Here is a 22,733-nt window from a genome sequence, read left to right on the forward strand (position 1 = left end):
GTCGACGGATGACGCTCGTCGATGGCGTTTTGAGTTCGCTCGCCAAGATCGACCGGCTGGAACTGCTGCCGTCGGTGTTCGAGACCGTCGAGACGCCGTCGTCGGTTGTCGACGAACTCGACCGTGCCGAGGTCGACGGCTACGAGTTCGTCACCCGCGTCGACGCCGTCAAATCGTACAACGACGGCTGGCTCGAAATCGTCACCCCGACGGGAGCCGAACTCGAACTGGCGGACGAGCTCGGCGATCACGCGCTCTCTTCGACTGATGCGCGGTGTCTCGCGATCGCATCCCGACGTGACGCTCGACTCGTGACTGACGACGCCCACGTCGGAACGCGCGGACAGCAGCTGGGTGTCGAGGTCTGGGATCTCGTGTTGTTGCTCCAGGCGGCGATCCACTGCGACGTGATCGCCACGACAGAAGAGCTGTCGAGGCTCGTCGAGGAACTACGGGAACGCGACGGCTATCGCTTCTCCGAGGACGACCGGGACTCTCTCTTCGAGACCATCGAAACGGACGGATGACCCGACGCGTGACGTCGAGGACGGTGATCCGGGTGCCGTCGATCCGTGGCGATTCCGACCGTGATCCGCTCGCGTTCGTGAAGTACCTTGGAGACAAGCCCCGAGGTTTCACCGTTTTGTCCATGCCGTCCAGAAACGGACGGATGGACGCAGGCGAAGTTAATTCCCCTCGACCTTCCCGGGATGGGTCGGCTGGAATTCACACCCGAACGCTCGGTGCGTCCGTGAGGGCCGGCGGCTCCACCATCTTCGATTTTCGGACGACCCCGAGGCACTCTCGCTGTATCTCTGTAGAAAAAGTGATTGAGTTGCAAATACAACTGAGAGATATGGCAACCGCGGTCAAAATGGACGAGGAGACGAAATCCCGACTCGAAGAGCTGCAGGCGGAAATCAAATTGCGGACGGGGGAGAAAGTCACTCAACAAGAGATCCTGGCACGACTCGTCGAGTCCGCTGTGGAGTCCCGGTCGGAGTTCGTCGATTCGTTTCGGAAGGGAACGACAGCACTCACCGACGAGGAGATCGCACAGTTCAACGAGGGGACGATCTCCTCCGGCGTCGAAACGGACGAAGACGACGTCGACGAAATCCTCTACGGATGAGTGTCTTCGTCGATACGGGCGTCTTCTATGCCCACCACGATGTCGACGCGACTCGCCACGACGTCGCGACGGAGGCACTCGCCCGCGTCCTCGGATCGGAAGCGTACGGACACGTCCTCACGAGCGAGTACATCTACGACGAGACGGTCACTCTCACGTACCGACGAACTGGCCGGATGGAGGACGCCATCGAAGTCGGCCGTCGGATCCGTGGCGAGGGGTACCCGGACGCGATCGAACTCCTCCACTCGTCGCCGCGGCTCTTCGAGGACGCGATCGCAACGTACGAGAGATACACCGAACACGGGTTCAGTTTCACCGACGCGATGACGGTTGCACTGGTCGAACGCCACGGGATCGACTCCGTACTGAGTTTCGATGACGATTTCGACGGCGTGGTCGACCGGCTCGTCCCCGAAACAGTGGCGTCCGCCCAGTGAGGAACTCTTTTGCGTATGGGTACCCATACGTAATACATGAGCAAGAACATCGCCATCGCGGACGACGTCTACCGCGAACTCGAGCGGGAAAAGGGGGACCGAAGTTTCAGCGAGGTCATTCGGGAGTATCTCGAACAGCGTCGACAGCTTGCCGACGTCACGGGTGCCGGTATTCTGGACCACGGGACGTACGGCGAGGTCAACTACCCCACCCTACTGCGCTCGGGCAGATGACCTGCCACTCGCTTGTTGAGGGTGGGGCTTGTCGGTGGACACCCACTCATGCTCGACAAAACTGCCGTCTGGTGAGAGTGTCCCCGACACCAAGGCCAGTTGACTCGTGGCCTGCCCGGACGAACACGTGCGGCTCGCCGGGCTGGATAGCTCCTCACAGAGGTACCGGAATCCGATGTTCTTGGCCGCATTGTAATCCGAATTTACTGTATACCCACACTCAACGCACTCGAAGTGCTTGCCGTCCCGATTGTCTTCGTCCACACACTCACAATCTGTGCGGCTACAACCCTGACTCGTGTATTCCGGGTTCGTTGTATCCACAGTCACACCGTATCCTTCCAGCTTGTATTCAGTGTACGTGCGGACTTTTTTGAACAGCCAGTGCTGGAACTTGGGCAGATTCGAGATGCGCGTGCGAATCCGCCTCAACTCCTCGAAGGCGACGTGGGTGGCACGAACCCGGAGTGCTTCCTGTTTGATGGCATTGGCGACATGGTGGGCGTACTGGTCGTAGTATCGCCACTCCGTGCCACGCCGCTGTTGAAACCGGAGATGGGCACTTCGCGTCCCTGTTTGCTGAAGTTCGCCGCGTAACTGTTCTTGCTCAGACCGGTAGGCGTTGAGTGCATCGGCGTTGCCGTAGAACTGGCCAGTCGACGTCACCGCTGTTGCCCCATCGACGTTCAAGTCCACGCCGAGTACACGATGAGTGTCCTCGCTCTGCGTGTCTGAACCCGAATTGTCCGTCGTGGGTGCATACACTGGGTCATCGCCGAACTGGCGTTGCATCACCGCATGGAGCCAGAACCGCTCGCCGTCAAAGACGAGTTTGCTCGTGGAAAACGACCACCGTCTGTCCAGGATATACTCCCCGTACGGCGTTCCCTCGATTTCCGCTGGCAGTTCGTATCGGCAGGTCACAGTGCCATTGAGCGTCGAGAACGTCGCCTCGTACCGACCGTAGGTGGCGGCTCGTTTGTCGTAGGTCATCGTGTAGCCAGCCCGCTCACGGTCGTAAAAATCAGGTTTGCTGAGACGGTCGCCGTTCTCCCAGCTGGTCTTGCACGAGGAGATCGCGCTGGTTGCGTCTTTGATGGCTTTCTGGACGAGATTCGAGTGGAGTTGTTCGTTGGTCTCGTCTCGAAGCCGGTCGTAGAGTGCGTTTTCGGCATCCTGCTTGCTGGTTAGCAGGTCGGCTGGCTGTTTCGGTGAGTCTGGCCAGCAGTGTTCGACAGCTTCCTGCTGGCAGTAGAGATACGGCAGGATAGTCTGGTGGAAGTCCGAGCGTGATTCTGATGGAATTTTGAGAGGAATCACAACAGTTCGGTTCGCTTCCACCATACGTAATATGTCGGATTTTAAAATTGTAAAGGTTACGGTTGGGGTGTCAGATCTGGCTGTGTGTGTCGGTTTGTCCAGATTGTTGTCGGCTTCCTCCCCACCCTACTCGCTTGTGCTTCCGATTGACCATCGGAATCCCTGCGCTCGTTGAGGATGGGGCCTCCGTCTTGAATTGGGTGATCCGTCGCATACGCCAGCGCCAGCGCGAACGTCAGATACGCGACCAGGTGCCGCCAGTAGTGGATCGGCAGAAACTCCGGGTGGATCTCGTCCACCACCGTCTCGGGAACCGTCAACAGCGACCCGTACAGGATGAGCCCCGCCACGACGACGACCCCTCCCCATCGGACCACGCGCGGCAACAGCGGCACCGGGAGTTGCACGATCACACCACCGAAACCGACCGGAGAAAAGCTTGTGGATCCAGCACGGAACGCGGCTCGCCCCGAAACGGATCGTCATCTCCATAGGATGACATTCGTGTAACAGCTATGTCCCTCCCGGGACGGACCATCAACCGATGCCCGAAGAAGTACTCTTCAAGACCGAGGAACCGAGATCCAGGGCCGAAATCGCCGAGGCGCTCGTCGCCGCCGCCGAGGAGATCGAGGCGGGGACGGTCCACCTGGACGGCGACGGGGACGCGACGACCGTCGAGATCCCCGACACCCCGCTGTTCGAGGTCGAACTCGAACGCCTCACCGACTCGGAAACCGGAAAGGAACGCTACGAACTCGAGTACGAGATCCGCTGGACGCGCTGAATTCGGCGGACGCTTTTGAACACCTCCCCGCCGGAACCGGCCGCCTCCCCGCCGCGACTCAGATCGACACCGCGTACAGGTGGCCGTCGTTGCTCCCGACGTACAGCGTCCCCGCCGCGATCGTCGGCGAGTCGTGGACGGTCCCGTCGGTGTCGAACTGCCACTTCTCCTCGCCGGAATCCCTGTCGAGCGCGTGTACGCACCCGGATCCACTGGCGCCGCCCACGTAAAGCGTGTCCTCCGAAATCACCGGTGCCGAGTTGTAGATCGTGCCGCCGGTGTCGAACGTCCACTCCTTCTCGCCCGTGAACCGATCGATCGCGTACACCGACCTGTCGCGGCTCCCGGTGTAAACCATCCCGTCGTCGACGGCGGGAACCGAGGTCACGCTGCCGCCGGTTTCGAACCGCCACTCGAGCCTGTCGTCGCCGGCGAGTCCCTGGCAGCCACTCGTCAGGGCTGCCCCGCCGACCCCCACCGTCGCGAGGAACGTCCGTCTATTCACACCAGCCCCTACCGGGCGCGTTTATAAACAGCTGGCGTAAGGTTCAGTGGCCATTTGAGGGATGGGGTGTGTGTTGGCCCGCCCGGAGCGCGTTCGCTAGGTAAAACATCCTTCCATCTCTCACACGCTCGGCTCCGGTGTGTAACGTCGTGAAAAATCCTCGAAAAGAGATCCCCAGTTAATTAGATCCGAAGGTCACGTCGACCGATCGAAGGATCGACGACCGATCGCCGGTGTCCCAGACGAGGTTGACGGTTCCGTCGTTGTCGTCCAGCTCGGCCGTGAGACTGTCGCCCGCCGACATCTGGTCGAAGGTGATATTTCCTACGTTGAGGTCACCGTTCGCATCGTGATGGTAAGAGGAATCTAGCCCGACATCCCCTGACGTCGTAAACTTCAGCGTACTCGGGTCGATCTGGTCCCCGCCCGAGTGCGTGAACGTGACATTTTGTTCCTCGTCGTCGACGTCGACGTCGAAGTTCGCGTTCGGCGCCGTGTCCCCGACCTGATCGCCCAGGCCGAGCACGAACGTCCCGATCACGGCCGCCAGAATGACGGTGATCGCGACCATGAGAATGACCCCGATGACCGGCGATACTGCTCGCTTTTCCGTTACAAATGATTTCAGTTGCATCTGTCGTGTGTCCATCCCACCGAAAGGGGAAGCGCCCCCAGCCGACGCGATCGTCGACGCGTTACCCCTCTCGCGGTGGCTACAACCAAGTTGCGTCGGCGATCATATATCCCCGTCGTCTCGAATATCAGCTGTGAGAATGCTCCCTGGTACCGCTACTCTCTAACGGGCGTCTGTCCGCTGTGGCGTCCGGACACGTCCTGCACCCGGATCTCGTACCACTGGCGTTCCCATTCGTCGAGATCGTTCCACTCCCGCTGGTCTACCGACTCCGGATCCCGCGTAAAAAACACCGGCACGAACTCCTCGGGGATCGAGTTCCCGTTGACGGGAGAGAGGGTCCCGGTCGCGACGACGCTCTCCCAGACGTCGACGTCGTCCATGGTGTACACCGTCAGCGTCACCTCGGCCCCCGCCTCCACGAACGCCTCCTTCTTGCTCCCGGAGCCGTTGACGAATCCCACGACGATCCGATCCTGGTCCAGGTCGTAGTGATACGACATCGGCACGCCGTAGCCTCGACTCCCGGCACCCAGACTCAACACGCCGGTGAAGGATTCTTCGAGCAACGCCCGCGCGTCCGACTCGCTCATCACGTTGCCAACGCTCGGTGGCCGGTCGATCATATGCTGTACACTGGCGTTCCACGGGCTTAGTGGTTGTTACCGTCGTATTGGACAGGTATCACTTCCTCGGCGTACTGTCCGGGAGGGTTCGATCCGACGCGTCCGGACCTCCAGGCGTCGGTTCAGGACGACTCGCCGGACGTCGGCCCGGACGACTCCGCCGACCCCTCCGCCGCCGGCAACCGCACCTGGATGGTTGTTCCCCGTCGGGAGTCGGCCACCGACACGTCGCCCTCGAGGCTCGTGACGATCCAGTACACCAGCCAGAGCCCGAGCCCCTGGCCGTGCACGAGGGGCTCCTCCTCGCCGGCCTCCAGCACCGACCGCTCCATCTCCGGCAACCCGGGACCGTCGTCCGCGACGGTGATCACCACCGTCGCCGACGAGTCGGCCTCCCCGGTCCCCTCGATGGCCACGTCGACGTCGATCGCGGGAGACTCGCCGGTGTGCTTTGCGGCGTTGTCCACGAGTTCCCACAGCGCCGTCTCCATCCGCGGGGCGCTTTCGGTGACGGCCGATTCGGGTCCCGAGACCGTGATCTCCGCGTCGGGATACGTCGCGTCGATCTGCTCGACCACCCGGTCGAGTACCGGCACGACGTCTACCGGTCGCAGTTCCGGGGGCGCGTCGACGTTCTCCTCGAGCTTCTGTGCGGTCTCGCTCAGATCGAGCAGCCGGTCTGCGGCGGTCCGGATCCGTCCGGCCAGGGCCGCGTTCTCGCCGTCGTTCACGTTCGACTCGAGGAGTTCGGCGTAGCCGTCGATCACGCCCACGTCGTTCCGGAGGTTGTGCCGCAGGATGCGGTTGATGACGCTTATCAACCCGTCGCGTCGCTTCCGCTCGGTCGCGTCCCGGGCGGTCCCCTGGACCCCGACGATGTCCTCGGGCGACCGCTCCTCCGGGGGGACGTCGCCGTCGTAGATCGGCGCACCCCGGAGGTCCACATACACGATCTCTCCCGAGTTCGTCTCCAGCGGGAAGTACCGCGCCTCGACCGTCTCGCCGTTCAGCACCCGGTCGAACAGCGACCACGCCCAGTCGGTCGTCTCCTGATTGGGATGGGCGACCGTGATCGGCGTTCCGTCGAGCCCCTCGTCGCCGTACCCAAGAAACGCGTCTATCGACTGCGTGTCGTGGACTGCCCGACCGCCGACCTCGTGGACGAACCGCCCGTCGAGGTCGAGCCGGAAGACGAAGTCGAAGCTTGCGTCGATGAGCGCACGGTAGATCTCCTCCCGTTCGTTGAGTTCGCGCTCCCGTTCGGCGAGTTCGCGGTCGTAGTCGGCCTGTTCGATCTCGTGACCGATCATCTGGGCCAGCAGGTGCGTAAACGACTTTTCCGCTTCCGTGAACGGCTTCGCCCGGGGATCCTGCGACGAGAAACAGACCGTGCCGTACGTCTTGCCGTCGACCAGGATCGGGGCCCCGTGGTAACAGCTGATGCCGTACTCTACGGCCGCCGGGTGATCCTCCAGCCCGACGTCGGCGACGTCCGCGAACGCGATCGTCGTCTCTTCTTCGATCGTCCGGCTGCAGAAGGTGTTCTCGAGGTCCTCCTGAAGCCCGATCGGGTCCGGTCGTTCGCTCGGGGAGTTCGTGAGGACGATCTCCCAGTCGCCCGCCTCGCGGTCGATCTCCGCGATGTAGCTCATCTCCACGTCGAAGGCGGACGCGCCGACCTCGAGTGCCGCCTCGAGACGGGTGTTCAGCGACGCCTCCGACTGCATCACCTCGTAGAGCTGCGAATACGCGGCGTTTCGATCGAACGTCCCGTCGCCTTCGTCCCGTCGGTCGGTCATATTCCCCGTAGAATATCGTCCACCGTAGATGTACTGATACGTCGAGAGGCGAAGCGCCCGCTTTTTGTACGCCACCTACACATTACACAGCCATGCGAGTCCTCGTCACTGGGGGAGCCGGCTTCATCGGCGGTCACGTCGCCGAACAGCTCGTCCACCAGGGTCACGACGTCACCGTCGTCGACAACTTCGAACCGTACTACGACCTCGGAATCAAGCGACACAACGTCGATGCAGCCAGACGCGCCGCCGAGGACGGCGACGGCTCCTACGAGCTCGTCGAGGGGTCGATCACCGACGCCGAAACCGTCGACGAACTCGTTGCCGACGCCGAGATCATGTACCACCAGGCGGCCCAGGCAGGGGTCCGCAAGAGCGTCGAAGAACCCAAGAAGGTCAACCGCTACAACGTCGACGGTACGATCGAGCTCCTCGAGGCCGCCCGGAAACACGACCTCGATCGGGTCGTGGTCGCCTCCTCTTCGTCCGTCTACGGCAAGCCGGAGTACCTCCCGTACGACGAAGAGCACCCCACGACCCCCGTCTCCCCGTACGGCGTCTCCAAGCTCGCCACCGAGCAGTACGCCCGCGTGTACTACGAGCGCTACGGACTTCCGACGGTCTCTCTGCGCTACTTCACCGTCTACGGCCCCCGGATGCGCCCCAACATGGCGATGACGAACTTCGTCTCCCGGTGTCTCCACGGCGAACCGCCCGTCATCTACGGCGACGGCACCCAGACCCGCGATTTTACCTACGTCACCGACGTCCGCCGGGTCAACGAACAGCTGCTTTCCGACGACCGCGCCGACGGGGAGATCCTCAACGTCGGCTCCACGGACAACATCGACATCACCACGCTCGCGGCGGTCGTCCGCGACGAGATCGACCCCGAACTCGAGATCGTCTACGACGACCCCCGGGAAGGCGACGCCGAACACACCCACGCCGACGTCTCGAAGGCCACCGAGCTGCTGGAGTACGAACCCACCGTCGACATCCGCGAGGGCGTCCGGCAGTTCATCGACTGGTACCGCCGAAACGAGGACTGGTACGACCCGCTGGTCCGGAACTCCTGACGATCGAGCGGACGGCGTTCCGGATCGTATCACCACGGATATTATATATTAAATCCCTCATTTCTGAGGATGTTGTATATCAAACGCCGCTATCGGGTCCTTTCGAGCTCGGTTTCGTCAAATACTATCGAAACGTGACAGTATCGAATATTTACATAATTGTCTTACCTCATGGCGGCCAATGTATTGGTGTATGCCACCGATAGACATGGATACCGAGGAGGGGCGCATCGAGGCGCTCCGACGGATGTACCGGATCCGCGCGTTCGAGTCCACCGCGGGGGAGCTGTTCGCGGACGGCGAACTCCCCGGATTCGTCCACCTGTACAAAGGCGAGGAGGCGGTCGGCGTGGGGGCCACCGCCGCGCTCGAATCGGACGACTACATCACGAGCACCCACCGGGGCCACGGCCACTGCATCGCGAAGGGGCTCGACACCGAGCGGATGATGGCCGAACTGTACGGCAAGGCCGACGGCTACTGCAACGGCAAAGGCGGATCGATGCATATCGCCGACGTGGAGGCCGGGATGCTCGGCGCGAACGGCATCGTCGGGGCCGGCCCGCCGCTCGCGACGGGGGCGGCGTTGACCGCTCACCGGAACGGCGAAGACCGGGTCGCGCTGGCGTTCTTCGGCGACGGGGCGGTCGCACAGGGGCAGGTACACGAGTCGATAAACCTCGCTGCGACCTGGGGGTTGCCGGCGATCTTCCTGGTCGAGAACAACCAGTACGGGGAGGGGACGCCGATGGAGAAACAGCACAACGTCGAGAACCTCAGCGAGACCGCCGAGGCGTACAACATCCCGGGCTTTACGATCGACGGCATGGACGTGACCGCCGTCGCGGAGGCCGTCGCGGAGGCTCGAAAGCGGGCAATCGCCGGCGACGGGCCGACGTTCATCGAGGCGGACACCTACCGCTACGAGGGACACTTCGAGGGCGACCATCAGCCGTATCGCGACGAGGAGGAGATCGAGGCCTGGCGCGAGCGGGACCCCATCGACCAGTTCAAACAACGGCTGATCGATCGCGGAGAGCTCACCGACGCGGAGTTCGAATCGATCCGGGAGGAGATCGACGCCGAGATCGACGCGGCAGTCGACAGCGCACAGCGAGCCGACCCGCCCGAACCACACGAGGCTTACGAGGACATGTTCGCGGAACCTGCACCGGAGATCGCAACATTCGCTGAACTGCCCCGCGCCGACGGGGGTGATTCCCGATGAGCACCGGACTCGAGACCGCCGGTGAGACCGAGACGATGACCGTCCGGGAGGCGCTCCGGGAGGCGATGCGCGAGGAGCTCCGCCGCGACGAGGACGTGTTCGTGATGGGCGAAGACGTCGGCACGTTCGGCGGCGTCTTCCAGGTCACCGGCGACCTGATCGGGGAGTTCGGCGAAGAGCGGATCCGCGATACGCCGATCAGCGAGGCCGGCTTCGTCGGCGCCGGGGTCGGGGCTGCAGCCACCGGTTCCCGGCCGGTCGTCGAGGTGATGTTCTCCGACTTCCTCGGGGTTTCGATGGAACAGATCATGAACCAGATGGCGAAGATGCGCTACATGTTCGGCGGGAAGACGGAGATGCCGGTGACGATCCGCACCACCGAGGGTGGCGGCCAGCGCGCCGCCAGCCAGCACTCCGGCACCGTCCACACGTGGTTCGCGCACTTCCCGGGGATCAAGGCGGTCGCCCCCGGAACGCCGGCGGCCGCAAAGGGGCTGCTCAAGTCGGCGATCCGGTCTAACGATCCGGTGATGGTGTTCGAGAACAAGGTGATCTACGAGCAGGAAGGGGAGGTTCCGACCGATCCCGACTTCACGGTTCCGCTGGGCGAGGCCAGCATCGAACGCGAGGGCGAGGACGTCACCGTCGTCGCGACCCAGCGGCTCGTCGGTGAGACGCTCGATCTTGCAGAGGAGATGGCCGACGAGGCCGACCTCGAAGTCATCGATCCCCGATCGCTGTACCCGCTGGACACCGAGACGATCGCCGAGAGCGTCCGGAAGACCGGCCGGCTGGTCGTCGCCGACGAGAGCCCGCTGTCGTACGGCACCCACGCCGAGGTGGTCGCGCGGATCGTCGAAGAGGAGTTCTTCAGCCTCGATGCGCCGATCCAGCGCGTGGGCATCGCCGACACGCACGTCCCGTTCAGCCCGACCCTGGAGGACGAGGTGATCCCCACGGGCGAGGACGTCCGCGAGGCGATCGATCGGGTGATCTGAGTGGTTCATTCGTCGACTCCCGGGACCGACCGTCGATCGTGACCGGGGAGCCAGCCACCGTCGGGCTGATCGTCAACCCCGCGGCCGGCCGCGACATCCGGCGGCTCGTCGGGGGTGCCGCCGTCAGCGACAACTACGCGAAGCGCCGGACCGCCGAGTGCGCCCTCGCCGGGCTCGCCTCCCTCGCGGAGCCGATCGAGGCGCTCGTGATGCCGACCGTCAGTTCGATCGCCGACCGGATCGTCGACAACGCCGAGGGGATCCCTGTCCGACAACTCGACACCCTCGCGACCGGCCACCGCGAGGACACCCATCGCGCGGCCGAACGGCTCGCCGAGATCGCCGACGCGGCGATCGTCCTCGGCGGTGACGGCACCACCGCCGACGTCGGGTTCCGGATCGGTGAGGTGCCGGTCGCTGCGATCTCGACGGGAACGAACAACGTGGTCCCCGACTCGGTCGACGGAACCGTCGCCGGGATCGCGGCCGGGCTGGTCGCGACCGGTCGCGTGGATCCCGACGCGGTGACGTACCGCCACGGCTGGATCGAGGCGAGCGTGCGCGGGGAGGCCGACCGGACCGAGCGCGGGCTCGCGACCGCCGGCGTTCTCGCGGAGCCGTTCGTCGGGACGCGGGCGATCCTCGACGCTACGGCCTACCGGATCGGCGTCGTCTCGCGGGCGTCTCCCGGCGAAATTGGCCTCTCGGGGATCGCCGGCGCCGCGGGAGAACACGCCCCCGACGATCCCGGCGGGATCGGGCTGCGGTTCGCTGGAGAGACGGACGCGACGACCGACCCACAGCCCGAGCGGATCCTCCGGGGAATCGTCGCCCCCGGGGTGGTCGAACGGATCGGCATTCGGGAGCGTCACCGGCTCGACCCGGGCGAGACGCTGTCGACGACGATCGAGGAGGGTGTTCTCGCCGTCGACGGCGAGCGCGACCTCGAACTGACGAACGCCACCGTCGATCTCACTGTGCGAACTGACGGGCCGCGATTGATCGGGTCGGTGAAAACGCTCGAGATTGCAGCCCGCGATGGGGCGTTCGTAACTGATCTGTAGCGATCGTCAGGGACGCTCCCAGCCGAGTTCGAGCGGGACGTCCTCGCGGAGCAACTCCGCGACGTGACAGGTTCGCTCGCCGTTTTCCACGAGCCGTTCCAGCGTCTCGTCGTCGGTGTCGCCGTCGATCGTCACCCGGGCAGCGAGCGATTCGACGGAACCCTCCGCTGGAGCAGCCTCGGCCTCGACGGAGAGTTCCTCGAGTTCCACGTCGCGGATGTCAGCCTGGATGCCGATGCTGGAGGCCAGACACGACGACAGCGCGCCCAGGTAGTAGTCGATCGGCGTCGGGCCGCCGCTGCCGCCGAACTTCTCGGTGACGTCGAACTCCCACTCGAAGGAGCCGGCCGCGATCCACCCCGAGAGATCCTCCCGGAGATGCGTCCTCACGGTTCGCTCCGGGAGTTCGACCGCCTCGCCCGAAGTCGCCACGTCGGCGGTCACAGACACCGCGTCGGGCAACAGCGGCCAGGGGTTCTCGACGTGCTCGACGAGCGTCTCGAGGAACCGCGCCGCGTCGGCGCCGTCGACGACCCGGTGATCGAACGACAGCGAGAGGGGAAGCTGCCGGCGGAACGTCACGCCGTCGTCGCCACGTACGGCGTGCTCGTCGATCGCGTTGACCCCCAGGATCGCGATCTGTGGGGGGTTGATGATCGGGTCGAACTGCTCGATGCCGAAGGTTCCCAGGTTCGTCACCGTGAACGTCCCGCCCTGGAGGTCCGACATGTCGTACTCGCCGTCGAGTACGCGCCGGGTGAGCTCGCGTCGGCGTTGTGCGATCTCTTCGAGCGACAGCGAGCCGACGTCGCGCAACACCGGCGTCAACAGCCCCTGTTCGACGTCGACCGCGAGGCCGACGTTGTGCTCCTCGTAGAGCCGGTGGGTGTCGTCCTCGAACGTCGCGTTGAACTCGGGGTGCTCTTCGAGAGCGGCCGACAGCGCGACCAGCAGGACGTCCGGGAGGGAGACGTCGACCCCGAGCTCCTCGTCGGCGACGTCGGCCGCAGAAAGCAGCGCCTCGGCGTCGGCGTGGCGGTGCTCGGTGACGTGGACCGCCTCGCGGTAGCTCTCCCCGAGCCGCGTTGCGATCGTCCGGCGCATCTGTCCGAAGGTGCGCTCCTCGCTGACGGTGAGGCCGGCCGCCTCCGAGGCGCTCTCGGCTGTCTCCTCGTCGGGGGACTCCTCTTTTCCCTCGGCGGCGGCCTCGACGTCGTCGGCGCTCACTGCCCCGCTTGGACCGGTCCCGTCGATCCCCACGAGGTCGACGCCGAGTTCCTCGGCCCGCTTGCGGGCGCGCGGGGTCGCTTTCACGTCCACAGCAGACTCGGCGTCGGCTCCCGATTCGCCCGCCGTGATCTCCTCCGGTTCGCCGTCCGTGGTGGACTCTGCGGCAGGTTCCGCGTCCGGGGACAGATCGCCGTCCCCAGTTCCTCCGATCGCTGCCTCGAACTCGGCGACGTCCTCGTCCGGGCCGACGACGATCCCGATCGGATCCCCCGGCTCGCAGGTCTCCCCCTCCGCGAGCAGGATCCGCCCGAGGACGCCGTCCTCGCGGGCCTCGATTTCGGCGGTCGTCTTCTCTGATTCGATCTCCGCGATCGGTTCTCCCGCCTCGACGCCGTCTCCCTCTTCGAAGAGCCACGCGACGACTGTTCCCTGCGACATCTCCATGCCGAGTTTCGGCATCTTGACGAGGTATCCCATACCACGAGATTGTGACTGAGATGTCATAAAATCGCCTGTCGTCGGGGGCGGTGTCCGTCCACGTACCGACGTCGAACCACCCGAAATCTGGCGGTTGTCCGGTCCAGATCCACTGTTTCACCGGACGACCGTCACCGGAACCGGCGACCGCTGGAACACCGTCTTCGCCACGTCGCCGACGAACAGTCGGTCGGCGAGACTCCCGCTGTGGCTCCCGATCACGACGGTGTCGAACGCCTCCGCCCGCCGGACGATCGCGCGCGCCGGCCGGCCCATCTCGACTGCGGTGTCGATCTCGACGCCGTGCTCGTCGGCGATCTCTCTCGCGCGATCGAACACGTCTTCCGCCCGCTCTTCGGCGGCTTCCTCGATGTCGTCCGCCAGCGCGATGCCGGCCGCCCCTCCGAGCATCCCCGAGGGCTCCCCGACAACGTGCAAGACGGTGATTTCGGCGTTCGGATGCGCCTCGATCGCGTATTCGAGGGCGCGCTCGCCAAGTTCCGAGTTGTCCATCGCCACGAGCACCCGATCGATCATTCGACCTCACCCTCTTTGAACCGACTGTCGATGCGTTCGTTGACCTTTTCGAGCTGTTCGATAATCGAGTCGATCTCCGTCGACAGCGCCCGTTCGACGTTTTCAGTGACTTCCTGGGTGACCTCCTCGGTGACCTTCTCGCCGACCTCCTGGGTGACCTTCTCGCCGACCTCCTGGGTGACTTTCTCCTCGACGTTCTCGGTGACCTCCCGTGTGACGTTCTCGGTGACCTCGGCGGTGACTTCCTCGCTAACTTTCTCGCCGACCTCCTGGGTGACCTCTTCGGTGACCTTCTCGCCGACTTCCTGGGTGACCTCTTCGGTGACCTTCTCGCCGACGCTTTCGGTGACCTCCTCTGTCAGCGTTTCCTCGAGGTTCTCGGTCATCTCCTTGGTCATCCATTCGGGATCGAAACGCGCCATCTTCCAGGTCACGTGGATGCCGTAGGAGACGAGCGCCCCCAGTCCGAACGCGATTCCGATCGTGGTCTCGCCGGTGAAAATGAACACCACCGCGAGGAAGATCAACAGCCCGTACGCGAGATCCACGAAGAAGTCGACGCGCCCCGGTTTCATCGACGCTCCCCCCGGGGCGGCGCAGTCGGTTCTGTTTGATCGACACAGTCGCGTTCCCAAACCAGGTCCAGAGTTACCGTCATTACCCGTAATTGGATCCCGTGGACGGTTAATATGTCCCCTTTCGATTGCCGGCAGTGTGCAGCTGCGCGACGGCTGGCCCGTCCGACCGGCCGGGGGGACCTTCGAGGCCCTCGCAGTCACTGTCGAACTCGTTCCAGCCGTCTCTGAACAGGACCCCGGTCGCCCGCCACCACGTGGGTCCCGGGCCTGCCCCGTCGAGGAACTCACTTGAAAAGAACTGGAGCGTCGAGCCTCCGCCGGGCGAATCCGCGGCTCACTGGTCGCGGTTATTCGTGGGACGCAAGTGATTGTCGCGGAACGAAAACGCGATCACAGCGGGGCCGTGCCCCTGGAAAACTGTGCGGCGTTAGTTCCCTTTGCGCTCGTTTTTCGTCGTGCTCGGGCGGACCTTCTCGGCGCCTTTGCCGCGGCGGTTGAGCCCGCGGTTGGACTTGCCGGCGTTGGTCAGCCCGCGGAACGCCCGACCCTTCTGGGAGTCGTCGCAGATCCAGTTGAGCTCGTCGTCGTTCTCGATCGCGGGGTGGTTCGGGTCGACCATGATGACCTCGTGCCACTTCTGGGTGCCGTCCTCGCCCACCCAGTAGGAGGCCAGCGTTCGGAGGTTGGGGTACTTCCGGCTGGCGCGCTCCTCGGCGATGCGCTGGATCGACTTGCGCCGCGAGATGCGGTTGACGCCCTGCCGTTTCGACCGGCGGCCGGCCGTGAAGCGCTGCTTTCGTGCGCCGCCTTTCCGGACCGCGACGCGGACGACCACGATGCCCTGCTTGGCCTTGTAGCCCAGCTCGCGGGCCTTGTCCAGCCGCGTGGGGCGGTCGATCCGCTCGATCGCGCCCTGTTCGCGCCAGTCCTGTTTTCGTTGCCACTGCAGCTCGGCGAGTTTCCCGTCGCTGGGATCCCGCCAGGCTTCCTTGATGTGCGAGTAGAAGCTTCGTGCCATGGGTGTTCACCACGGGCGCTTGCGATTCAGCCGCGGCGGCGGAACCGATCGGCTCCGCCCCGGGCCACATTTCGTCCCGTCGCCGGCTGCCCCGGCGCGAGCCGGAGCGTCGGCGGTTCGGGTGCCCACTGGTCGCCCGTCGGCCAGCGAGTTACCGGTGCTACTTCGAGAACCGGGTTAAGGGCTTCGAAACGTCGGCTGCCCGGGACGATCGGTTCGCGCCCCGACACCGCCCCAGATCCCGTCGATCCCGCCGACAGGATGATTATATCTATCCACCACAGTATCGCGTATGACCGACGCGAGACCGGTCCCGGATCTCGACGACGTGTTCGGCGTCGTCGCCAACGACACCAGGTTCGAGATCCTGCAGGCGCTGTGGGACATCCACACCGAATCGCCCGAGGAGATCGACGGTCCCGAGCGCGACCCGGTCCCGTTTTCGGACCTCAGGGAGCGTGTCGGCGTCCGGGATTCCGGGCGGTTCAACTACCACCTCTCGGAGCTCGTCCCACGGTTCGTCCAGCATCGCGAGGACGGCTACGCGCTGACGCACGCCGGCGCCCAGATCATCGGCGCCGTCGTTTCGGGCGTCTACACGGAACCCGACACCGAACTCGACCCGAATCCAGTGGGCGAGTGCGCCAAACAGAGCTGTGAGGGAACCCTCGAAGCGAGCTACGACGACGGTCACGTGACCGTCGCGTGTGACGACTGCGACGTCCGGGTCGTCATGCACGCGCCGCCGATCCTCGTCGGGGCACACGACGTCGAATCGAACCCCGACGCGCTCCAGCAGTACACACTTTCGGAGATCCAGAAGACGATTCGCGGGTTCTGTCCGCTCTGCAACGGTCCGATCGACGCACGAGTGGCCCGAGCACAACTGGAGGGCGACGACCCGCCCGACGGTCGCGTCAAGGTCGTCCACGAATGTCGGGAGTGTGGACTCGTCTCGCACACCTCGGCGGTTTCGCTCCTCCTCGATCACCCGGCTGTCGTCTCCCTGCTGTACGAGGCGGGATACGATTACCGGGAGATCGCGCTCTGGAAGCGACCCGAGTCGGTCGAGTCCGTCGAATCCATCGTGGACGACGACCCGGTGCGGGTCGCGGTCACCGTGACTGTCGACGGGGAGGAGCTGTCGGTCCTCCTGGACGAGGAGCTATCAGTCATCGAGTTCGACCGGTCGTAACAACCGCGGGGTCTTACTCCAGGTAGCCCTGTGCGATCGATTCGACGTACTTCGCGACGACGTCGACCTCCAGGTGGACGGGGTCGCCGACCTCCTTGTCGGACAGCGTCGTGAGCTCGTAGGTCGTCGGGATGATGGCGACGTCCATTTCGTCCTCGCGGCGCTCGGCGACCGTCAGCGAGATGCCGTCCAGCGCGACCGACCCCTTGTGAACGACGTACTGGTCGAACTCGGGGGGGACGGCAAACGAGAAGGTCCAGTCCTCCCCGACGCGTTCGATTCCCGTCACCGTCGTCACCGTGTCGACGTGGCCCTGCACGAGGTGGCCGTCGAACCGGCCGTCGGCCGCGAGCGCGCGCTCGAGGTTCACCCGGTCGCCGACGCCCAGTTCACCGAGGTACGTCTTTGCGACGGTCTCGCTCGCGAGAAACACCTCGAAGACGCTGCCCGCGTTCGAATCCTCACTGGAGGCGTCCCCCAGCTCCGGGGCGGCTTCGACGATCTCGACCTCTTTGCCGTGTCGCTCGACGGTGAGGCAGACGCCGCTGATCGCGATCGACTGTCCGTGGTGGACGTCCTCGATTCCGGGCGCCGCGATCGCGAGCCGTCGCCCGTCTTCGGTGTGTTCGACGCCGACGATCTCCCCTGTCCGCTCGACGATGCCGGTGAACATACGCGAGGCTACACGCGGCCCGGTTTAGGTGCTGTCGATATTGCACTGGAGGTGTCCGCATCGTCCCCGGCATCGGATCCGGCAGACGTAGCGCAGGAAGAACCATTAATGAACCCCGGGCGACGAAAGGAAACCGCATGAAGCAGATCATCAGTACCGACGAAGCACCGGCGGCAGTGGGCGCGTACAGTCAGGCGACGACGACGGGCGAGCTCGTATTCACGGCCGGGCAGATCCCGCTGACGACCGACGGCGAACTGCTGGACGACGCCCCGATCGCCGAGCAGACCGAGCTGGTGCTCGACAACCTGCTCGCGGTGCTCGAGGAGGCCGGCGCCGGCCCGGAGGACGTACTGAAGACGACGGTGTTCCTCGCGGACATCGACGACTTCGAGGAGATGAACGAGACGTACGGCACCTACTTCGAGGAGGAACCGCCCGCCCGGTCGGCGGTCCAGGCTGGTGCGCTCCCGAAGGGCGTCGGCGTCGAGGTCGAGGCCGTCGCCGTCGTTCCGGACGCCGCCCCCGAGTGATGGCTGACGACGGTCCCCCGATCCATCCCCGCGATCGACGGAAATCGGCGCTGCTGTGGGGGGTAATCGGCGCGCTCGTGTTCCTCGTCGTTGCACAGGGGTACCTCCTGCTCGACGGCGACTTGCCGTTCGGGTACGCGGGACTGTTCCCCCTCGCGGGTGCGATCGGTGCGGTCCTCGGTGTGACGGCGTACCTGTTCGAACCGCGGCTCCTGCAGCTGGGTCGGTAACGGAAAGCGATCGTTACGACGTTCGAGCTATCCCGGGCCCGCGCTATCCCGTGTTCTTCATTCCGGCAGCGATCCCGTTGACCGTCAGCCGGAGGGTGCGCTCCTCTTCGGGCGTGCGGTGGGTCCGGTCGAGCAGATCCACCTGTAGTAGGTTTAGCGGATCGACGTACGGGTTGCGGCGTTCGAGGCTCCCTTCGAGCCACTCGCGGCGCTCCAGCGACTCACGGCCGGTGATGGTGCGGACGAGCTCGCTTGCCCGTTCGTACTCCGCCCGGAGATGCGGGAAGAACTCCTCGCGCAGTTCCGCGTCCGCGAGTTCGGCGTACTCCGTGGCGATCTCCATGTCGGTTCGGGCCAGCGCCACCGCGGCGTTGTCCAGCGTCGTCCGGAAGAACGGCCACTCGTCGTGCATCTCCTGGAGCGTCTCGAGCGCGGCCTCCTCGTCGGCTGCGGCCTCGAGATACGCATCGATCCCGGAGGCCAGTGAGTACCAGCCGGGGAGGATACACCGCGACTGCGTCCAGGAGAACACCCACGGGATCGCCCGGAGGTCCTCGACGCTGCGCTCGTCGGTCCGGGAGGCCGGCCGGGAGCCCAGGTTGAGGTCCTCGATCACCGTGATCGGGGTCGCCTGCTCGAAGTACTGGACGAAGCCATCGGCTTCGAGCAGCTCTCGGTACGACTCGCCGGCGGCGTCCGCCATCGTCTGCATCGCCTTGCGCCACTCGTCCTCTACCGCCTCGACGGGCTCTTCGAGCGCCCGGTGTCGCGACCGAACCTGGGCGTCGAGCATCTGTTCGAGGTTGCGCTCGGCGATGTCGGGGTTGCCGTACTTCTCGGCGATCGCCTCGCCCTGCTCGGTGAACTTCACCTGCCCGGTCACCGTCTCGTTTGGCAGCGCCAGCAGCGCCTCGTTCATCGGCCCGCCGCCCCGGGAGATCGACCCGCCGCGGCCGTGGAACAGCCGGAGGTCGACGTCGTAGGCGTCGGTGATCGCCGCGAGTCGCTTCTGGTTGCGGTACAGCGACCAGTTGGCAGCCAGGAAGCCGTTCTCCTTGTTGGAGTCGGAGTAACCGAGCATCACCTCCTGGGTGTTCCCCCGGGTCGCGAGCGCCTGTGCGTACGCCTCGTTTTCGAACAGTCGACCCATGATGCGCTCGGCGCCGTCGAGTGCGTACTCGGTTTCCAAAAGCGGCACCACGTCGATCCCGCAGTGATCGGGGAGCGCGACCACGCCGGCCTGATCTGCCAAAAACAGCACCTCGAGCACGTGGCTGGACTCCTCGGTCATCGAGATGCAGTAGGTGTCGATCGCCTGGATGCCGTACTCGTCTTGCCAGTCGGCCAGCCTGGCGAACCGCGACAGGACCCGCGTGGCGGTCTCGGAGACCAGCCCCGGATCCGACGGGTCGATCACCGGCTCCTCCTGGAGGATCGCATCGGTGAGCAGCTCGATGCGCTCCTCCTCGTCGAGCTCGCGGTAGTCGATCTCCTGGCGTTCCAGCGCCTCCGCGACCGCCTCGGTGTGGTTCTCCTGGTGGTCCCGAACGTCCAGCGACGCCAACGCGAAGCCGAACGTCGAGGCCTGTCGGCGCAGCGGCTCGACGAACTCCGCGGCGACTGCCTGTCCGCCGTTGGCGAGGAGACTCCGGTGGATCGCGTCGAGGTCCTCGATGAACATCTCGGGGCCGTCGTACTCTCCGGGCCGGACGTCGTCGACGCGGGCGAGCCGCTCGCGCATGAAGCGCAGCTTCTGGCGGTACGGCTCGTCGGGATATCTGGTTTCGATCTCCGGTGCGAGCCCGGGGAACCGGTTTCTGTCGGCCTCGAGCCGCTCGGTGAACGCCGGTCCCGTGTCGTACCGGGCACCGTCCTGGCTGAGCGCCGCCGACAGCACCTTCAGTTCGTCGCGATACTTCTCGACGACGACCGACCGCTGACGCGAGAGCGTCTCGCTGGTCACCTCCGGCGTGACGAACGGGTTGCCGTCGCGGTCGCTGCCGGCCCACGACCGGAACTCGAACAGCTTCGGGATCTCGACGTCGCCGAACTCTTCGTCGACCACCGACTCGAGTTCGCGGTACGTCTCCCCGATCACGTCGAACAGCGTGTTCTCGAGGTACCACTGGACGTTCAGCGCTTCGTCAGTCGGCTCCGGACGACGCTCCCGAACCTGTCGGGTTCCCCACAGGCTGTTCACCTCGGCGTCGATCTTCCGCCACAGTGCCTCCCGCTCCCGGTCGGTCAGGCGGCGCTCGTCGAGCTCCTCGATGTGTTCTGCGATCGACCGCAGTTTCGCCTTTACGGTCCCCCGCCGTGCTTCGGTCGGGTGAGCGGTGAACGTCGGCTCGACCAACACGTCGTCGAGAATCGCCTGCAGTTGTTCCCCGTCGACGCCCTGTTCGGCCAGTTCCGACACCGTTCGGTCGAAGGTGTCCTCGAGGGTGTGTTCTTGTCGACCGCGCCGGACGGCGCGAACACGCTCGCGCTCCTCCGCGAGATTGATCAGTTCGAAGTAGACGGTAAATGCACGCGCGATAACGCTCGCCTCGTCCGGGGACAGTTCGTCGATTCGATCCCGAATCGGGTTTCGCGTGTCGAGATCCCCCTCCCGGTAAGAGATCGCGTCCGTTCGAAGCTCCTCGACGGTTTCGAACGACTCGGTCGACGTCTGCGTCTCCAGTACGTCTCCCAGGAGTGCCCCGAGCTCACGTACGTCGCGGCGGACGCTCCTGTCGTGTAACTCCATGCCACGGCCGTTGGTTTCCCACTGCTAAAAACCATTACTCCCCCAAATTTTTGCCTTCCGTGCCCCTCGATCACCCGCTGGCGGACGCCTTCGGTCGTCATGCTTTTTACTGCAGGGCCGTAGGGAGCGATATGACCGAAGAGGACAAGTATCCCTCCGAATCCGGACGTCGCCGGTTCGTGAAGGGTGTCGTCGGCGGTGCCGCGCTCTCGGGCGTCGGCGCGGCGGGCATCGCGTCGATCAACACCCTGACGACACAGACTGGCGCGGGAGGCGGCCAGACGGAGGCGATGGCCATCGAACGTACTGGCGGTCCGGCGCCGAGAGGGATGCCACAGATCCCCGTCGAACTCGACGACGAGGGGTATCTCCGGGGCGTCTGGCCCGACATCGAGACGGAGGTCGTCGAGGGGGTCGAGGTCGAGGTCGCGCGAATGGAACTGGGCGGCGAGACCTACTCCGGCGAGTGGTTCCAGTACTGCGGCTACGAGGGTGCCGCCGGGATCCAGCCCGACTTCGATTCGGACAACTACTTTCACGTCACCGGCAGCCCGGGATACGACTGGCAGGGAGAGACGTACGACGAGGGCGACCGGCTCCACATCGACGATTTCGACGACTATCAGGAGTGGGGCAACGAGATCGGCGCTGCGGGCGTCGGCAAGCCCGCAACCTGCCGGTGGCGCTCGGAGGGCGCCGACGAGGTGCTGCCGGTCAACGTGATCCGGTCGACGCAGATCGAAGAGGCCGCACAGGAAAGCGAGTGGCTCGAAGCGTCGACCGAGGAGGGGTTCCTCGCGTATCTCAACGTCTGTACGCACTTCTGTTGTGTCCCCGGCTACAAACGGACTCCGGACTCGGTCCGGTACGACGCCCAGGACAAGGTGTACTGTCAGTGTCACCAGTCGGTGTACGACCCGTTCAACATCGTCCGGACGCTGTTCATCGCCCGGCCGCGCCCACAGTGAGGTCCCACGCGTGACATCACCCAGCGAGGACGAGCAGTTCGCGCGGGAACTCGAGTACGCCCGGCAGCTGCTCGACGACGACGGCGTCACCGCAGCTGTCGTCGGCGTCGTCCGGGACGGCGAGGAGGTCGACACCACGTTCGCCCAGCGTGCCGACTCCCCTCGGGAGGAAGGCCTCCAGGCGCTGTCGCTTCTGGCGGCCCACGTCCGGCTCGTCGCCGACCAGGCCGGCGTCGATCACACGACGGTCGCAAGCGACGCCGCCTCCCTCGCGGGGGCGGTCGACGAGATCGATCCGGACGCGCTCGCGACGGCCGCCGACGCGGACGACGGTGCTGTAGACTCCGACGACGCGTGACCGTTCGCCCCGAGACCGGGTCGCGTTGCTTTTTGTATCCTTGCCGCGTATCCCGAGCCGATGGCAACTGACGACGAGGAGGAGCCCAGGGTGCCGATCGTCTGTCCGGCCTGCGAGACGAGATCCCGCGTCCCGCTCGAGGAGGTGGCCGACACCGTGGAGCGACACAACCGGCGGCTCCACGACGGCGAGGACGTCGCCGAGGTCGATCCCGCGATCGCCGAGCACATCGCGGACCTCGTTGCGACCGACATGGGGCTTTTCGACGACGGAGACGAACTCACAGACGAGTGAGTCTCGGCCGGGGGGACCCACAAGGATTAACCTCGCGCCGTCGACAA

At 65.0% G+C, this 22,733-nt stretch carries 28 protein-coding genes; 16 read left to right on the forward strand and 12 right to left on the reverse strand.

The window, feature by feature from the left end:
- Nucleotides 1-8: 8 nt before the first annotated feature.
- The 4 genes from RH858_RS14105 (at nt 9) to RH858_RS14120 (ending at nt 1,806) form a co-directional block, all read left to right on the forward strand.
- Nucleotides 9-527 (forward strand): hypothetical protein, encoded by a 519-nt coding sequence (locus RH858_RS14105; RefSeq protein ID WP_310562218.1) that lies wholly within the window; start codon nt 9-11, stop codon nt 525-527.
- Between the two features lie 329 nt (nt 528-856).
- Complete coding sequence (locus RH858_RS14110; RefSeq protein ID WP_310562219.1) at nt 857-1,132, forward strand: hypothetical protein; 276 nt, start codon at nt 857-859, stop codon at nt 1,130-1,132.
- Nucleotides 1,129-1,572 carry a PIN domain-containing protein gene (locus RH858_RS14115; RefSeq protein ID WP_310562220.1) on the forward strand — a complete coding sequence of 148 codons (444 nt, stop codon included), beginning with the start codon at nt 1,129-1,131 and terminating at the stop codon, nt 1,570-1,572. Before RH858_RS14110 ends, RH858_RS14115 begins: the two co-directional genes overlap by 4 nt.
- A 36-nt stretch (nt 1,573-1,608) precedes the next feature.
- Entirely contained in the window at nt 1,609-1,806 is a 198-nt protein-coding gene (locus RH858_RS14120; protein ID WP_310562221.1) for an antitoxin VapB family protein, read from the forward strand.
- On the opposite strand, the gene RH858_RS14125 is transcribed toward RH858_RS14120, so the two are convergent.
- Nucleotides 1,786-3,150 (reverse strand): transposase, encoded by a 1,365-nt coding sequence (locus RH858_RS14125; protein WP_310562222.1) that lies wholly within the window; start codon nt 3,148-3,150, stop codon nt 1,786-1,788. The genes RH858_RS14120 and RH858_RS14125 overlap by 21 nt on opposite strands.
- A 32-nt stretch (nt 3,151-3,182) precedes the next feature.
- Complete coding sequence (locus tag RH858_RS14130; RefSeq protein ID WP_310562223.1) at nt 3,183-3,533, reverse strand: hypothetical protein; 351 nt, start codon at nt 3,531-3,533, stop codon at nt 3,183-3,185.
- 137 nt (nt 3,534-3,670) lie between these two features.
- Between RH858_RS14130 and RH858_RS14135 the strand changes: the two genes are divergently transcribed.
- Nucleotides 3,671-3,913, forward strand: coding sequence for an amphi-Trp domain-containing protein (locus RH858_RS14135; RefSeq protein WP_310562224.1), 243 nt, complete (start codon nt 3,671-3,673; stop codon nt 3,911-3,913).
- A 58-nt stretch (nt 3,914-3,971) separates the two neighbouring features.
- Here the strand turns inward: RH858_RS14135 and RH858_RS14140 are convergent, their stop codons facing one another.
- From RH858_RS14140 to RH858_RS14155, 4 genes are all read right to left on the reverse strand, one after another.
- Nucleotides 3,972-4,418, reverse strand: a complete 447-nt coding sequence (locus RH858_RS14140; protein WP_310562225.1) for a PQQ-binding-like beta-propeller repeat protein — start codon at nt 4,416-4,418, stop codon at nt 3,972-3,974.
- Between the two features lie 178 nt (nt 4,419-4,596).
- Complete coding sequence (locus tag RH858_RS14145) at nt 4,597-5,052, reverse strand: type IV pilin N-terminal domain-containing protein (protein WP_310562226.1); 456 nt, start codon at nt 5,050-5,052, stop codon at nt 4,597-4,599.
- A gap of 155 nt (nt 5,053-5,207) precedes the next feature.
- Nucleotides 5,208-5,678 (reverse strand): pyridoxamine 5'-phosphate oxidase family protein, encoded by a 471-nt coding sequence (locus RH858_RS14150; RefSeq protein ID WP_259534105.1) that lies wholly within the window; start codon nt 5,676-5,678, stop codon nt 5,208-5,210.
- A gap of 122 nt (nt 5,679-5,800) precedes the next feature.
- Entirely contained in the window at nt 5,801-7,477 is a 1,677-nt protein-coding gene (locus tag RH858_RS14155; RefSeq protein WP_259534104.1) for an ATP-binding protein, read from the reverse strand.
- Between the two features lie 92 nt (nt 7,478-7,569).
- On the opposite strand from RH858_RS14155, the gene RH858_RS14160 reads away from it, so the two are divergent.
- The 4 genes from RH858_RS14160 to RH858_RS14175 all read left to right on the forward strand — a co-directional run bounded on the left by RH858_RS14160 (nt 7,570) and on the right by RH858_RS14175 (nt 11,846).
- Nucleotides 7,570-8,556 carry a GDP-mannose 4,6-dehydratase gene (locus RH858_RS14160; RefSeq protein ID WP_259534103.1) on the forward strand — a complete coding sequence of 329 codons (987 nt, stop codon included), beginning with the start codon at nt 7,570-7,572 and terminating at the stop codon, nt 8,554-8,556.
- 193 nt (nt 8,557-8,749) lie between these two features.
- Nucleotides 8,750-9,784 carry a thiamine pyrophosphate-dependent dehydrogenase E1 component subunit alpha gene (locus RH858_RS14165; protein ID WP_259534102.1) on the forward strand — a complete coding sequence of 345 codons (1,035 nt, stop codon included), beginning with the start codon at nt 8,750-8,752 and terminating at the stop codon, nt 9,782-9,784.
- Nucleotides 9,781-10,782 carry an alpha-ketoacid dehydrogenase subunit beta gene (locus RH858_RS14170; RefSeq protein WP_310562227.1) on the forward strand — a complete coding sequence of 334 codons (1,002 nt, stop codon included), beginning with the start codon at nt 9,781-9,783 and terminating at the stop codon, nt 10,780-10,782. Before RH858_RS14165 ends, RH858_RS14170 begins: the two co-directional genes overlap by 4 nt.
- Nucleotides 10,783-10,820: 38 nt before the next feature.
- Nucleotides 10,821-11,846 (forward strand): NAD(+)/NADH kinase, encoded by a 1,026-nt coding sequence (locus RH858_RS14175; RefSeq protein WP_259534100.1) that lies wholly within the window; start codon nt 10,821-10,823, stop codon nt 11,844-11,846.
- A 6-nt stretch (nt 11,847-11,852) separates the two neighbouring features.
- On the opposite strand, the gene RH858_RS14180 is transcribed toward RH858_RS14175, so the two are convergent.
- The 3 genes from RH858_RS14180 to RH858_RS14190 form a co-directional block, all read right to left on the reverse strand.
- Nucleotides 11,853-13,553: a 2-oxo acid dehydrogenase subunit E2 gene (locus tag RH858_RS14180; RefSeq protein ID WP_310562228.1), complete on the reverse strand. Its 1,701-nt coding sequence runs from the start codon at nt 13,551-13,553 to the stop codon at nt 11,853-11,855.
- Nucleotides 13,554-13,670: 117 nt separating this feature from the next.
- Nucleotides 13,671-14,090 carry a universal stress protein gene (locus tag RH858_RS14185; protein WP_259534099.1) on the reverse strand — a complete coding sequence of 140 codons (420 nt, stop codon included), beginning with the start codon at nt 14,088-14,090 and terminating at the stop codon, nt 13,671-13,673.
- Nucleotides 14,087-14,665, reverse strand: a complete 579-nt coding sequence (locus RH858_RS14190; RefSeq protein WP_310562229.1) for a hypothetical protein — start codon at nt 14,663-14,665, stop codon at nt 14,087-14,089. Before RH858_RS14190 ends, RH858_RS14185 begins: the two co-directional genes overlap by 4 nt.
- Before the next feature lie 139 nt (nt 14,666-14,804).
- On the opposite strand from RH858_RS14190, the gene RH858_RS14195 reads away from it, so the two are divergent.
- Complete coding sequence (locus RH858_RS14195; RefSeq protein ID WP_310562230.1) at nt 14,805-14,960, forward strand: hypothetical protein; 156 nt, start codon at nt 14,805-14,807, stop codon at nt 14,958-14,960.
- A gap of 135 nt (nt 14,961-15,095) precedes the next feature.
- Here the strand turns inward: RH858_RS14195 and RH858_RS14200 are convergent, their stop codons facing one another.
- Entirely contained in the window at nt 15,096-15,686 is a 591-nt protein-coding gene (locus RH858_RS14200) for a 50S ribosomal protein L15e (RefSeq protein ID WP_259534097.1), read from the reverse strand.
- A gap of 292 nt (nt 15,687-15,978) precedes the next feature.
- On the opposite strand from RH858_RS14200, the gene RH858_RS14205 reads away from it, so the two are divergent.
- Nucleotides 15,979-16,881 (forward strand): helix-turn-helix domain-containing protein, encoded by a 903-nt coding sequence (locus tag RH858_RS14205; protein ID WP_259534096.1) that lies wholly within the window; start codon nt 15,979-15,981, stop codon nt 16,879-16,881.
- A 13-nt stretch (nt 16,882-16,894) separates the two neighbouring features.
- Here RH858_RS14205 and RH858_RS14210 read toward each other — a convergent pair whose 3' ends face one another.
- Nucleotides 16,895-17,554 carry a riboflavin synthase gene (locus tag RH858_RS14210; protein WP_310562231.1) on the reverse strand — a complete coding sequence of 220 codons (660 nt, stop codon included), beginning with the start codon at nt 17,552-17,554 and terminating at the stop codon, nt 16,895-16,897.
- Between the two features lie 137 nt (nt 17,555-17,691).
- On the opposite strand from RH858_RS14210, the gene RH858_RS14215 reads away from it, so the two are divergent.
- Entirely contained in the window at nt 17,692-18,087 is a 396-nt protein-coding gene (locus RH858_RS14215; protein WP_310562232.1) for a Rid family detoxifying hydrolase, read from the forward strand.
- Entirely contained in the window at nt 18,087-18,317 is a 231-nt protein-coding gene (locus RH858_RS14220) for a hypothetical protein (RefSeq protein ID WP_259534093.1), read from the forward strand. Before RH858_RS14215 ends, RH858_RS14220 begins: the two co-directional genes overlap by 1 nt.
- 43 nt (nt 18,318-18,360) lie before the next feature.
- Here RH858_RS14220 and ppc read toward each other — a convergent pair whose 3' ends face one another.
- Entirely contained in the window at nt 18,361-21,066 is a 2,706-nt protein-coding gene (ppc, locus tag RH858_RS14225; RefSeq protein WP_310562233.1) for a phosphoenolpyruvate carboxylase, read from the reverse strand.
- Nucleotides 21,067-21,197: 131 nt separating this feature from the next.
- Here ppc and RH858_RS14230 point away from each other — a divergent pair, with 131 nt between their 5' ends.
- From RH858_RS14230 to RH858_RS14240, 3 genes are read left to right on the forward strand one after another with little or no spacing between them, the layout of a single operon-like run.
- Nucleotides 21,198-22,034, forward strand: coding sequence for a ubiquinol-cytochrome c reductase iron-sulfur subunit (locus tag RH858_RS14230; RefSeq protein ID WP_259534091.1), 837 nt, complete (start codon nt 21,198-21,200; stop codon nt 22,032-22,034).
- A gap of 10 nt (nt 22,035-22,044) precedes the next feature.
- Nucleotides 22,045-22,392 carry a hypothetical protein gene (locus RH858_RS14235; RefSeq protein WP_259534090.1) on the forward strand — a complete coding sequence of 116 codons (348 nt, stop codon included), beginning with the start codon at nt 22,045-22,047 and terminating at the stop codon, nt 22,390-22,392.
- Nucleotides 22,393-22,452: 60 nt separating this feature from the next.
- On the forward strand, nt 22,453-22,686 hold the full coding sequence (locus RH858_RS14240; protein WP_259534089.1) for a hypothetical protein: 234 nt from the start codon (nt 22,453-22,455) through the stop codon (nt 22,684-22,686).
- Nucleotides 22,687-22,733: the final 47 nt, after the last annotated feature.

The sequence above is a fragment of the Halalkaliarchaeum sp. AArc-GB genome (genome assembly GCF_031432225.1).
Lineage (GTDB): Archaea > Halobacteriota > Halobacteria > Halobacteriales > Haloferacaceae > Halalkaliarchaeum.